The sequence below is a fragment of the Lysinibacillus louembei genome (genome assembly GCF_033880585.1).
Taxonomy (GTDB): Bacteria; Bacillota; Bacilli; order Bacillales_A; family Planococcaceae; genus Metasolibacillus; species Metasolibacillus louembei.
On the sequence record NZ_CP137624.1, the window covers coordinates 1,924,356 to 1,937,813 of the forward strand.

The following is a 13,458-nucleotide window of genomic DNA, read 5'->3' on the forward strand; positions in this document are numbered from 1 at the left end:
TTGTTATAAAATTTATGTTAAAAGAATGTTCTGAAAAGTTAGCTATTATGGTAGGATAATAGAAGAATACATAGATAGGGGCTGCCATATGACAATTGAAACCATCATTTTTGATTTAGATGATACATTATTATGGGATAAAAAATCAGTGCAAACAGCATTTGACAATACTTGTGCATATGCAAGTGAGCGTTATGCTGTGGATGCAAAGCAATTGGAGCAGGCTGTACGTGAGAGTGCTAGGGCGCTTTATGAAGCATATGAAACATATGATTATGCGATGCTAATTGGCATTAATCCATTTGAAGGGCTTTGGGGAACATTTGATGATCCAACTGAGATGTTTCAAAAAATGAAGTCACTTGTACCAGCATATCGTACAGATGCATGGACACAGGCGTTAGCAAAGCTTGGGGTTGAGGATGCTGCGTTTGGCTTTAAGCTTGGAGAGCGATTTGTAGCAGAGCGTAAAAAAAATCCATTTTTATATGAGGATACATTTGCGGTATTGGATGAACTAAAGGGAAAATATCAGCTCGTTTTGCTAACGAATGGTGCACCGAGCTTGCAAAATACCAAGCTTGAAATCACGCCGCAGCTCATATCTTATTTTGACCATATTATTATTTCAGGTGATTTCGGCAAAGGAAAGCCAGATGTAGCTATTTTTGAATATGTGCTAGAGCAGGCTAACACAACAGCTGAAAATGCCATAATGGTCGGCGACAATTTAATGACAGATATTTTAGGGGCATCGCGTATAGGGATGCGCAACGTCTGGGTGAACCGCGAGCACAAAGAGCCTAATGCAGAGGTAATACCTACATATGAAGTAGACTCATTAACAGCATTTTTGACGCTTGTAAAGAGTCTATAAAAATGGAGTGTGAAAGTAGCTAATTACTTTCACGCTTTTTTTATTCAACATATTGAATTTTCTGATTTTTTAGATATAATAGAGTATAGTGAATGGAGGGGAAATGTTTATGAACTGTTGTGAAAACTGCCGACGTACAGCAGATATTGTGGAAATTCATCAATTACATGTAGAAGGACATGTTGCAGAGCTTTGTCTCGCATGTCATGCTGTATTAGCGCAGGAAAGTCAGCGAGCACGCTTTTTCACGCTAGTACGTAGCAAAGATCATAAATCCTCTAATACAGAAATGCAAAAAATTCATCGCAAGCTATCGCTTTTGATGACAGCAGGCATCATTGCAATTGCCTGTGTATCAGGAATAATGGTTGCAGATCATATGGACATATTACAAACAGCATCGACGCCATATTTGACGTTTGCGGAGCTGAATCAATATAAGTAAAAGAAGGCTGATGATTTTCATCTAGCCTTCTTTTTATACGTAAAACGGTTACTGTGTAATGATTTCTGACACTGTCACAAATTCATAGCCTTGCTTTGATAAATAGCTTAAAACACTATCTAAAGCATCTGCTGTTGTTTGGTGAATATCATGCATTAATATAATGCTGCCATTGTGTGAGCCATTTTGTATGGCCTTTAACGTTTTAGCAGGCATATGATGTTGCCAATCGAGCGTATCAACAGACCATGTAACAAGCGGAACAGATAAGGAGCTTAAAATTTCTTTATTGTATGCGCCATACGGAGGTCTAAATAATGTTGGCTCCTCACCAATAATTGATTTAACAATAGTATTTGTTTCATTAATTTGTGCATTAACTTGATCTAGTGATATTTGCGTGAGCTTAGGGTGATTCCATGTATGGTTGCCTATTTCATGCCCTGCATCATAAATTTCCTTTAACACTTTAGGACTCTTATTAACGCGATGTCCAGTCACGAAAAATGTTGCTTTTGCATCGTATTTTTCTAATGTTGCTAATATTTGCTTTGTCACAGTAGGATGTGGGCCATCATCAAAGGTTAAAGCAATGCGCTTCGTTTTTGTTGCAACACCTTGACTGTATTTGCCAAGCTTTGGCATCGGAATTTCCTTTAAGCCATGTGCTAATACATAGCCTTCAACCTGTTGAGCTGACACAACATACGCCCAGCCTTGAAAATCTGTATATACATCCACTTTCGTGTTTGCAGGAATGACAGATAGATTTTCCCCTGATTTACTTGCAACATCACGCACTACGAGCCCATCTGGTCGTTGGACAAGCATTTTTTTAGTAGTCGGTATTTTTAATGCTGTTGCGATGACATATCCTGTTAAATTTCCATACTGAACAAAATACCAGTTTTCCTCATTCGTTGCGTATACATGTACGATGCTATTTACATAAAGATTGCCTAAATGCTTTGCTTGAGCAACTGTTGACTCGCGTACAATCGGTGGGTTTTTTGAAGATACAAGCATTAATTTTGCTTGAGCAGATTTCAGCGTAGTAGAAGGTACATAGCCTTGCTGACCTTTATATTCAATATGTGCCCACCCAGCTTTGACATTATGTAAAAGGACAATTGCTTTTGGTGGTAATGCTGTAATCGGTGTAACATAGTCCTCTGATAGTAAGTATGTTTCCTCTACAACAGTTCTTACCGCTGTTTTATTTTGCGCTGCTTTGGTTTCAATGTTCAGAAAGGCAATGCTTAGCAATAATACAGCAAGTAAACTAAAGAGCCATTTTTTCATATACGATCTCTCCTTTGCTTACCATTATATGCGACAGCGAATAAATAAGTAAAAAGAGAAGTCTGAAAAAAGGAAGGAATTTTTTACAATAAAGCGTTTATAGCAAATAATACATTGTCTGAAAAGTAGCGCATTCAGGCTTCTTTTCAGACAATTATTATTGCTACAGTGTAATTGCTTTCACTTCGTCAATGTTTTCGAGCTGTGCGACATATTGTAAATCTTCAGCTGTGACAATATTGTCGATTGCCAGCATCATTACTGCCGAACCACCGACCATATCGCGACCTACTTGCATTGTGGCGATATTAATATCCTTTTCAGCTAATTTTGTTGCGACGCGACCGATTGCGCCAGGCTTATCCGTATTTTTAACATATAAAAGGTTACCTGCTGGAATAACATCGACTACAAAGCCCTCTACTTTGACAATGCGTGCACCTAAACCATTTAATAAAGTACCTGCAACTGTATGCGTTTCATTAGCTGTTTTAATTTCAACTGTAATTAAATTTGTAAAGCCTTTTGCTGTCGTTGTTTTATGCTCATTAATGTTCATGCCGATACGCTCAGCAAGGTAACGAGCGTTGACATTGTTGACATGTGTGCCGTGGTTTGTTGATAGCAAGCCTTTAATTGCATTTGCTGTTAACGGGCGTACATCAAAGTTTGCAACATCCCCAGCATAGGAAATATTTAATTCCTTTACTGCTTCAGTTGTTACTTGAATTAGAAATTGTCCAAGCTTTTCAGCAAGCCCGAAAAACGGCTCGATTTGTGCTAGCTTTTCTTTTGAAATGGACGGCATATTGACAGGGTTTGTAACAGTGCCTGTTTTGAAAAATTTAATAATATCATTTGATACATCAACAGCAACAGATTCCTGTGCCTCGATAGTAGATGCGCCTAAATGTGGTGTTGCAATGACTTCAGGTAATGTTAATAATGGATGGTCTGTTGCAGGCTCTGTAATGAAAACATCTAATGCTGCACCTGCTACTTTTTTCGCTACAATCGCATCGTATAAATCATCTTCATTAATAATACCGCCGCGTGCACAGTTAATAATGCGAACACCGTCTTTCATAATAGCAAAGCGCTCTTTATTAATCAGGTTGCGCGTTTCTGGTAATAACGGTGTATGCACTGTAATAAAGTCAGCCGCAGCACATACTTCATCAACTGTTCCTTTTGTGACACCAAGCTCTTGTGCACGCTCCTCAGATAAAAATGGATCGTAGGCAATCACTTTCATGCGCTGACCTTTTGCTCGATATGCGACTTCCACACCGATACGTCCCATGCCAATAATACCTAAAACTTTATGTTTTAATTCAACACCAACATAAGATTTGCGATCCCAAATACCATTTTTTAACGTATTAAATGCTTGTGGGATGTAGCGGGCAAGCGCAGTCATCATCGCAATCGTATGCTCAGCTGCAGAGTTTGTATTGCCATCTGGCGCATTGACAACGATAATTCCATGCTCTGTTGCAGCGGCTAAGTCGATATTATCAACACCAACACCTGCACGCCCAATCAATTTTAAATTTTTGGCTGCTTCAATTACTTCGCGTGTTACAGTTGTTTGTGAACGCACTAACAGCACATCAACATTGGCAATTTTTTCGATTAATTGCGACTGTGTTAAGCCTGTATCTGTTATGATATTTAAATTCAATTCAGATTCTTGGATTAATGGATAAATGCCATCCTCACTTAATGGATCAGCGATAAAAACCGTAATTGCTTTTGTTGCTCTTTCTACTGCTTGCGTTGTCATCATTTCATTCTCTCCTTTAATTTTTAAATAAAATAAAAAGCCCTTCGCTCCCTACATCAACATGTAAGGGGCGAAAGGCTATAAAGAACATACTTACGCGGTACCACCCTTATTCATTGCAAAAATATTCAGAAAAATATAATTGCAATCTTTCCAATGCGTAACGAGCATGACGCGGATAAGTATACTGTAATTTTCCACTTATCTATTCAGGAGTGGAACTACATTCGTCTTCTTCACTGATTCGCACCAACCATCAGCTCTCTTTAGAACAAGTACGATGAGCATGTCTCCGTCACAATATTTTGCATATTTAAATTTGATAACATCATAAGCCGGAAATAAATGTTTGTCAACGACTTTTTCCGAAAAAAACGAAAAAATAATCTGAAAAATTTGTTTGTATGCACTGAAAAGCGAACTAATTTATTAAAATATTTTATTAATGTTCGTATTTTGTAACCGTTATCATTTTAAGAAAAGCTTATTATAACAAAGAATACAGAATATTGAGTTAATTGTAATTTAAAATGGAAAATGTTCGATATTTACTAAATTTTTTTTAGAAAAAGGAATTCGACAATAAAAGTAGAATATTAAAAGTGAATGGATATTCATTATTGGAGGAGATAGCTGTGAATTACACAACAATTAATTTAGAAATATTAGAGCGAAAAGCGATTTTAACATTAAATCGTCCACAAGCAATGAATGCAATGGATGCGACAATGATGCAGGAATTAGCTAACTGCTTAGAGCAGTTACACGAACAACCGGATGTGCAAGTGTTAATTGTCAAAGGTGAAGGCCGTGCCTTTTCAGCTGGTGGCGATATTAAAATGATGCTTGGTGCAGATGGAGCGGTTGATTTTGAAGCGCTGATGTCCTCAATTACCCGCTTTACAAAAGCCTACTACACATTGCCGATGCTAACGATTGCACAAATCCATGGTGCAGCAGCTGGGTTAGCCTTTAGCCTAGCGTTAGCAAGTGATGTAGTTGTTGCAGAAGAATCCGCAAAGCTTGCGATGAACTTTATTGGCATTGGACTTGTTCCAGATGGTGGCGGTCATTTCTTTATGAAGGAGCGCTTAGGTGTAGCAAAAGCGAAGCAGCTCATTTGGGAAGGCAAAGTGATGGAGGCACAGGAGGCATTAGCACAAGGATTAGTAGATTACGTTGTGCCAGATAGTGCGGCAACTGCAACCGTAGACCAAATTGTAGGTAAAATGCTAGCATCACCAATTGCTGCAATGCTTGAAACAAAGCAAATTTTGCATACAGAAAAATTACCAGAGCTAGAGCGTATTTTGCAGGCAGAAGCTAAAGCTCAAGCAAAAATGCATGCAACAAAGGATCATCAAGAGGGCATTACGGCATTTGTTGAAAAGCGCCCACCTAATTTTATAGGGCAGTAAGCAAAAAAAACGCGAAAATCCATTTTCGCGTTTTTTATATTTTTCCAAGAAAAAATTAAAATTGATTGTAGTTATTAATAAAATTACGATAGTGTAAAGTTTGTTATTCCTCATTTCATATAGAAAATACACAATAGCTATAATCAATAAATAAACGCAGCTATACATCCCTAACAAATTGTTAACTTTAGTTGGGAAATAAATAGAAAAAATATATGGAGAATAAACACCAAATGTTGTCTATTAATTGGCGTGTTTTTAGGGAGAAATGCTTTTTATTAGGCACACACTCGTTGATTGAAGTGGAGGGTGGCGACTCCAGCGGAAAGTGTGCGAGCTGAAAAACCATTTATTTCGGCATTCGCCAAAATAAATTAGTTGAAGCCGTATCCACGGAAAGCGTCCACTCGCAACGGAAATCAACGAATTCTTAGGTATTCTCTGTAAAATAAAGGCTCATCAACACGCCTGTTATTATCTTTCATAAAAAGCCATACAATACAGCTACATAGTATAGTTAGAATGCTACTGCCTAATACTAATGCCAAATTTTAACCTCCTTCAAATATTGAATAAATTTCTCTTAAGCATAGCATCGCTTTCTGCAAAAAGGAGTAAATCTGCTAGTCAAATAAAATTCACTGTACATCTATGCGAAAGATGATTATTATATAAAAGATAAAATTGAGGGGAAGCATATATGGAAGGCAAATATTATACAAATCAAAGTGTCAATGTTTATTGTCCTACAGTAGAAAAGGCAGTGGATACTTGTTCACACTATATAACGAATAATGAGCGATTATTGCTTGAAGTGCCATTTGAGCAATATGAGGAAATTATTAGTGTTATGAAGCAGCAAGTAAGCGATACAATTGATTACACCCAAATCATTAAAAAAGGCGCTTTTACTTATGCCCAAATTGAACATATAACACTTGCAAGAAATATTCATGGTTTAACGATGGATGAGCAGGGACGTATCCATTTTGTTAATGATGCAATTAGCATCAGTGCAGTAACTGCCTTTGCCCAAAGTAAGTGGAACGGTGCACCACGTAAAGTGGCGATTGAAAATGGCATCCATACAGGTCTAGCTGTTTTAGGAGAAACATTCGCTGAGGAAGTCATCTCATTACAAATATATAATCATGAAGAGATTATAGCGGATTTTGATTTAAACCCTGATATACGAGGTGCCTTTAAAACAGGTGGTGCGAAAATGGCCTCTAAAAAAATGGCTACAGCGATAACGAAAAAGGCGATGATTAGCTCTGCCGCACTAAAAAAAGGCATTATGCTATTGAATACGAATGTAGTGACAGGTGCACTTGTTACAGGCATGATGTCGACAGTGGATATTGCGCATACGGTGAGAGGGAAAATGTCCTCACAGCAATTATTTAAAAATATCGCAAAAACGGCTGCTAGTGTAACCGGTGGTATGATAGGAATGCTTGTTGGAAGCGGTATTGGCCTGACAATTCCAAATGTTAGTACAGCGATTGTCAGCATGATTGGCGCAATTGTTGGATTGCTTATCGGAAGCGGCTTAGCTAGCAAAATTACAAAGCGAGCTCTTGATATGTTTATACGCGATGATGCACTACAAATGCTCGATATTTTTAATGAGCGCTTAACTGTTTTAGCTGGGGAGTATTTATTGAATGAGAAGGAGCTAGAGCAAGCATTACATGATTTCGAAGCATTGCACAATATGCCAAAAATGCTAAAAGAAATGTATGCAGCTGAAGACCGAGAACAATTTGCAGACCAATTAATTCAAGGTGAGTTAATGCGTATTGTTAAATTGCGCATGTATTTGCATGTACCAACAAATGAAGAAATATATGAGGTGCTTCAGCCAATGGCGATGTAAAGCCTGCTAAAAAACAACAGCCGTCTAAAAGTAAACGGCTGTTGTTTTTATACGTGAAATAAAATAAGCTTTCCTGCACTATTTACAAGGCGATGCGTTTTTTCTGCTACACCTTTTTCTTCAATTTGTTTTTGGCCCTCAGTTTTTGCTGCCTCATCATTGGCAAATGTCCATACTTCATCAAACAATGTTTCCCCTGTTTTTTCAAATGCTGTGAAGCGATAGTTTTCCATAGATTCCCCACCTTTTATGTAAATCTAACTATATTATGAATGAACATTCATTTTATGTCTATTATTTTCTTTGAATTCGCCATATTATTGACAATTTGTGAGATGATTATAGTAAATCATGGTACAATAATAGTAAAGAAATCGTGCTGTAGACGATGAATGTAAAGGAGTGATTTCGTAGTGGAAGGAATTACGAAGCTTCAAGTTGGGGAGCCAGTAGACCAATTTTTATTAATTAAACAAGCTACAAAAGGTGTGACAACAGTAGGGAAACCTTTTATGTCGCTTATTTTACAAGATAAAAGCGGTGATATTGAGGCAAAGCTATGGGATACAAATGAAGAGCATGAAAATATGTATAAAGCGGAAACGATTGTGCGCGTTGGGGGAGAAATCCATGATTATCGTGGGAAAAATCAGCTGCGCATAAAGCAAATTCGCGTAGCACGACCAGAGGAAGGCATCCAAGTGAGCGATTTAGTGCCATCGTCAGCTATCCCAAAAGAGAAGCTAATGGAGGAAATGACGCAGTTTTTCTTTGAAATTAAAAATCCTAATATTTCGCGCATTACACGCTTCTTAATTAAAAAGCATCAGCCTAGCATCCTTGTGCAACCAGCGGCGACGAAAAATCACCATGATTATGTATCAGGCTTACTTGACCATGTCGTATCAATGCTACGCTTAGGCAAGGCAATCGCTGAATTATATCCATCTTTAAATACAGATTTATTGTATGCAGGGATCATTTTGCACGATATCGGAAAAGTAGTGGAATTAACAGGTCCAATTGCTACAGCCTACACAATTGAAGGCAATTTGCTTGGTCATATTACGATTATGGTTAATGAAATTGGGCAGGCAGCCACGGAGCTAGGAATTGAAGGCGAAGAGGTTATGCTGCTGCAACATCTTGTGTTATCGCACCATGGTAAAGAGGAGTGGGGCAGTCCGAAAAAGCCAATGATTCAAGAAGCGGAAATTTTACATTATATTGATAATATCGATGCGAAAATGAATATGTTAAAACGTGCATTAGATAAAACGAAGCCAGGTGAATTTACAGAGCGTCTATTCCCATTAGACAATCGCTCGTTTTATAAGCCGACAATTTAAGAAATGGCTGTTGGAAATTTCCAACAGCCATTTTGTATTTTAAAAGTAACGATTCGCACGTAAGATAAGCGGATTCGCCCATCGAGCATGGGAAATCGCTCAATGAACATCCAAATTCACCCAACCAAACTAAAAACAAGAGTATGCCTCTGTTTTTAATTTATTGCTTCGCCTGAAACGCAACCATAAAGTCTGCTAATGCTTTGCATGTTTCATACGGTACGGCGTTGTATGTTGAGGCGCGACAGCCACCAACTGAGCGGTGTCCGTTTAAGCCAACAAAGCCTGCTGCCTTTGCTTCAGCTAAAAATTGCTTTTCCAGCTCTTCATCTGCTAGGCGGAATGTGATATTCATAAGGGAGCGGCTATCTTTTTCCGCATGCCCTACATAGAAGCCATTTGAGTTATCAATTGCATCATAAATAAGCTTTGCTTTTGCTTGATTATGCTCTGCAACCTTTTCTAAGCCACCTTGCTGTTCTACCCATTTTAATACTTCACCTAACATATAAATGCCGAATGTTGGTGGTGTATTGTATAGAGAATTATTTTTTGTAAATGTTGTGTATTTCAGCATTGTCGGGATGTTCGTATTCGCCTTTTCTAGCAAATCTTTGCGAATAATGACAACCGTTACGCCTGAAGGTCCTAAATTTTTTTGGGCACCGGCATAAATAAGTCCAAATTTACTAATGTCGATAGGTGTTGATAAAATATCGCTCGACATATCAGCAATGAGTGGTGCCACTGTTGTCGGGAATTCCTTCCACTGTGTGCCGTAAATTGTGTTATTTGTTGTAATGTGTACGTATGCTGATGCATCATTTAAATTTAATTCATCCAAGGTAGGGATGTGTTTATAATGATTATCCTTTGTTGAGGCCGCAACAACAGGTGTGCCAAATAATTTTGCTTCCTCTAAAGCCTTTTCAGACCATACGCCTGTTAAAATATAGTCCGCTTGGCCATCTTGCTGTAGAAAATTCATCGGTATCATTGAAAATTGCAAGCTTGCACCACCTTGTAAAAAGATGATGTCATAATTGTCAGGTACAGCGTAAATTGTACGTAAGCGTTCGATTGCCTCATTATGTACTTGCTCAAAGTCTTTACTGCGATGGCTAAGCTCCATAATCGACATGCCTGTGCCGTTGAAATTAACTAATTGTTCTTGAGCTGCTTGAAGCACCTCTAAAGGTAAAGCAGAAGGCCCAGCATTGAAATTAAATGCACGTTGATTTGTTGAATTCAAATGGAAACACTCCTTTTCTAGTGTGAATATAACTATATAATACACTGTTCTTTTATTATTATGGAAAAATTCTTAAAATTCCTTCTATAAAAAGTAGAAAAGAGTAATTTTTTTATGTAAAACACGAATATTTTGACACGAATAAGACTGAATATTTGTCTTAAGCTTGAATTTAATGTGGGAATATGCCAGTATAGAGGGGATTAGTAAAGGAGGAGTTTTAATGGAAAATTTACCAAATTGCCCACAATGTAACTCGGCGTATACATATGAAGATGGGGCGATGTATGTTTGTCCAGAATGTGCATATGAATGGTCTACGACAGAGGAAGCATCTGTAGAGGAAGGGCTAGTTGTACGTGACGCAAACGGCAATTTATTAGCAGATGGTGATACTGTAACAGTTATTAAAGACTTAAAAGTAAAAGGAAGCTCCTCTACATTAAAGATTGGAACACGTGTGAAAAACATCCGTTTAGTAGAAGGTGACCATAATATCGATTGTAAAATTGATGGCTTCGGCGCAATGAAATTAAAATCTGAATTTGTTAAGAAAAACTAAAATAAAAAAGGGGGCGCCCGAAAAGTCATTTGGGGACGCTCCTTTTGCGACGAGGATGGTAACAATTTGCTCCTGCGGTTACTCGTCGCAGTTAAAACCATTTGCTCCTGCGGTTACTCGTCGCAGTTAAAACCATTTGCTCCTGCGGTTACTCGTCGCAGAAAAACTCAATTGTGACCACCGCAGGAGCACCATTTTAATCAAAAATTGACGGTTCAACGTCAAATGTTGGGGTGAGGTAAAATTCACGTCACCCCAAATGAACCCCGATATTTTTATACTGAATGTTTAATAAGATTTTTGCTTTGAAGTGATCGAAACGCCGAAAGCCATATGCGTTGCGCTTCATCACTTTTGTTCTGTTGTTAATGCCTTCTAAAAATCCATTGGAATAAGGGAAGATAAAACTGTTCAAGATCTCTACCTGCCAGTTTCTAAAAGTTTTAATGGCCTTTAAAAACGCATGCATCTGCTTCGTTTCCACTTCCTGATAAAACACTTCTAACCGCCTTTTTACTTCTACTACATTTTCTGCTGTTGTAGCCCAGTCAAACCATTCGCAATAAGCTTCTTTCAGTTCGTATGCCTGCCGTAATTCTTCAGACATCCCCAAATAACGGTCCACATACCAGCGTTCTTTTCGGGTCAGTTTAGATGCCCGTTTATAGAGCACATGACGCATCCGCTTACACTTCTTCCGGTCATATGCGTGCCATTCCTTCTGCACTTTTCGCCGCACCTCATCCAACGCCCAGTAGATGTACCGGCAATAGTGGAACCGGTCTGCAATGATGACGGGCCGGCTCAATGCTTTTTTGACAGCTGCTTTGAAGCTTGGATTCATGTCCATCACCACCAGCTCCACGTCCTGACCATACTGGCGCAGATAGTCCTGAATCGTGTCTTTCCGCCGGTTGGGTAGGATATCAAGCGGCTCCCGGGTTTTTGCATCCGCAATGATCAGTTGGAATTTTCCTTCGTCTGTATCCCCTTTATATTCATCAATCGCAATGGCTTTCGGCAGGCGCACGCCTTCTGCCATCTGCGTTTTTACGGCTGACTGAAAGCGGCGGATGATGGTGGAACTAGAGGAGCCGAGAACCTCACCGGCTTCTTTAAACGTCTTGGCTTTCACGGAGCGCACCTGTGCCACCTGATTCCATTCCTTTGTGAAGCGCTGATACCTTTCCACAAATGGAGCGCGTTCAGAGAACCTTTTTCCGCAAGAACACGCATAGCGACGCCGTCTGTAAAACAGGCAAGTCAACCGTTCAAACCACTTCAAATGCTTGATTTTCTGCATGCGGTAATCATGGATTTTCTGTGTAGTTTCCCCGCAGTTCGGGCAGCGATGAGGCTTTTTAGGGAGAGACACATAAAGGCAAGTCCGCTCTCCAAGCTCCTCCACCTTCTCAATAATGACTCCTTTTAATCCAGGGATATTCATGATAAAATTCATATGCACGTCTCACCTTTCTCTTACTTGTTTCTCGACAATTCAAGTATAAAAGAAATCGGTGAGTACGTGCCTTTTTTTATCCAAATTGTGTGAACACCCCAACAAATATTATAGAACCAAATTGACTATGTAAAAAAGCGGAGCCGTCCAAAAAGTTCACTTTCTAGACGGCTCCTTTTTTATTTTTTATTTTACTGAATATTTATCGAAAGCACCTTTTAAGTCAGCATCTTTTACTTCAACTTTTGCCTCTTTTAAAAGTTTTGTAATAACATCATCCATGCTGAATTGTGCAAGAAGCTGTTCGCGAATTTCATCTTTTTTCTCTTCTAATGTACCATAGTCCTCTACAGGGCGCTTTTCAGTTACTTCAATTACGTGGTAACCGAATTGTGATTGAACAGGCTCACTTAATGTATTTAATTCAAGTGCGTATGCAGCATCATTAAATTCTTTTACCATCATACCTACTGTGAACCAGCCTAAATCGCCGCCTTTTTCAGCAGAGCCATCAGATGAAAGCTCTTTTGCTACATCAGCGAAATCCTCGCCATCGTTAATACGTTTAATTGCTTCTTTCGCTGTTTCTTCATCCGCAACTAAAATATGACGCGCATGTAGCTCCTGGCTAGCTTGGTCATAATATTTTTGGATATCCTCATCTGCTACTTCCATTTCTTCTAATGCTTTTTGGCTTAATAAGTTGATGCGAATGTTTTCCTTTAAGCCTTCTTCAGATAAACCGTTTTGCGAAAGTAATGTTTCAAATTGCTCGCCAGCAGATTCCTTTACTGAAGCCAATTCTTTATCGATTTCTTCGTTTGTCACTTTGTATTTGTCATTTAAGATTTTTTCAACCATGATTTGCTGTAATAATTGTTCACCAGCTAAAGATTTCATTTCTTTGTAAAAATCGTCCTGTGTTAAATCCCCTACACTTGATGTAACAACTACTTCTTTCCCTGCGTTACCGCATGCTGCTAAACCTAAAGATGCAGCTAATGTTACTGCTAAAAATGTTTTTTTCATGTGAAATATACGCTCCTAACTTTCTTTTGAATGCAATAGTTACTATAACATAAACGTCAAAAAAACAAAATGGTTGCATGTTGAAAGTGCCTAAGATTTA

General features: G+C 38.6%; 12 protein-coding genes and 1 other annotated feature. Of the genes, 6 read left to right on the forward strand and 6 right to left on the reverse strand.

Annotated features, from left to right (window positions below; genetic code table 11):
• The first annotated feature begins 88 nt into the window (after window positions 1-88).
• Entirely contained in the window at window positions 89-877 is a 789-nt protein-coding gene (locus tag R6U77_RS09540) for an HAD family hydrolase (RefSeq protein ID WP_319838293.1), read from the forward strand.
• Between the two features lie 109 nt (window positions 878-986).
• Window positions 987-1,322: a hypothetical protein gene (locus R6U77_RS09545; RefSeq protein ID WP_319838294.1), complete on the forward strand. Its 336-nt coding sequence runs from the start codon at window positions 987-989 to the stop codon at window positions 1,320-1,322.
• A gap of 48 nt (window positions 1,323-1,370) precedes the next feature.
• Here R6U77_RS09545 and R6U77_RS09550 read toward each other — a convergent pair whose 3' ends face one another.
• The gene (locus R6U77_RS09550; protein WP_319838295.1) at window positions 1,371-2,624 is read right to left on the reverse strand and encodes a polysaccharide deacetylase family protein; all 1,254 of its coding nucleotides are present in this window, start codon (window positions 2,622-2,624) and stop codon (window positions 1,371-1,373) included.
• 163 nt (window positions 2,625-2,787) lie between these two features.
• Complete coding sequence (serA, locus tag R6U77_RS09555) at window positions 2,788-4,413, reverse strand: phosphoglycerate dehydrogenase (RefSeq protein WP_319838296.1); 1,626 nt, start codon at window positions 4,411-4,413, stop codon at window positions 2,788-2,790.
• A gap of 60 nt (window positions 4,414-4,473) precedes the next feature.
• Window positions 4,474-4,718, reverse strand: a binding site (T-box leader).
• Window positions 4,719-5,045: 327 nt separating this feature from the next.
• Here serA and R6U77_RS09560 point away from each other — a divergent pair.
• Together R6U77_RS09560 and R6U77_RS09565 are read left to right on the forward strand one after the other, a co-directional pair.
• The gene (locus R6U77_RS09560) at window positions 5,046-5,828 is read left to right on the forward strand and encodes an enoyl-CoA hydratase (protein WP_319838297.1); all 783 of its coding nucleotides are present in this window, start codon (window positions 5,046-5,048) and stop codon (window positions 5,826-5,828) included.
• 700 nt (window positions 5,829-6,528) lie between these two features.
• Entirely contained in the window at window positions 6,529-7,707 is a 1,179-nt protein-coding gene (locus R6U77_RS09565) for a hypothetical protein (RefSeq protein WP_319838298.1), read from the forward strand.
• 47 nt (window positions 7,708-7,754) lie between these two features.
• Here the strand turns inward: R6U77_RS09565 and R6U77_RS09570 are convergent, their stop codons facing one another.
• On the reverse strand, window positions 7,755-7,940 hold the full coding sequence (locus R6U77_RS09570) for a YhzD family protein (protein WP_293926518.1): 186 nt from the start codon (window positions 7,938-7,940) through the stop codon (window positions 7,755-7,757).
• Between the two features lie 180 nt (window positions 7,941-8,120).
• On the opposite strand from R6U77_RS09570, the gene yhaM reads away from it, so the two are divergent.
• Complete coding sequence (gene yhaM / locus R6U77_RS09575; protein ID WP_293926515.1) at window positions 8,121-9,056, forward strand: 3'-5' exoribonuclease YhaM; 936 nt, start codon at window positions 8,121-8,123, stop codon at window positions 9,054-9,056.
• A 160-nt stretch (window positions 9,057-9,216) separates the two neighbouring features.
• Here yhaM and serC read toward each other — a convergent pair whose 3' ends face one another.
• Window positions 9,217-10,308, reverse strand: coding sequence for a 3-phosphoserine/phosphohydroxythreonine transaminase (gene serC / locus R6U77_RS09580; protein WP_319838299.1), 1,092 nt, complete (start codon window positions 10,306-10,308; stop codon window positions 9,217-9,219).
• A 223-nt stretch (window positions 10,309-10,531) separates the two neighbouring features.
• On the opposite strand from serC, the gene R6U77_RS09585 reads away from it, so the two are divergent.
• Window positions 10,532-10,870 (forward strand): zinc ribbon domain-containing protein YjdM, encoded by a 339-nt coding sequence (locus R6U77_RS09585; RefSeq protein WP_293926510.1) that lies wholly within the window; start codon window positions 10,532-10,534, stop codon window positions 10,868-10,870.
• A 250-nt stretch (window positions 10,871-11,120) separates the two neighbouring features.
• Here R6U77_RS09585 and R6U77_RS09590 read toward each other — a convergent pair whose 3' ends face one another.
• Together R6U77_RS09590 and R6U77_RS09595 are read right to left on the reverse strand one after the other, a co-directional pair.
• Window positions 11,121-12,335 (reverse strand): ISL3 family transposase, encoded by a 1,215-nt coding sequence (locus R6U77_RS09590; RefSeq protein WP_319838300.1) that lies wholly within the window; start codon window positions 12,333-12,335, stop codon window positions 11,121-11,123.
• Between the two features lie 180 nt (window positions 12,336-12,515).
• The gene (locus R6U77_RS09595) at window positions 12,516-13,358 is read right to left on the reverse strand and encodes a peptidylprolyl isomerase (RefSeq protein ID WP_319838301.1); all 843 of its coding nucleotides are present in this window, start codon (window positions 13,356-13,358) and stop codon (window positions 12,516-12,518) included.
• Window positions 13,359-13,458 lie beyond the last annotated feature (100 nt).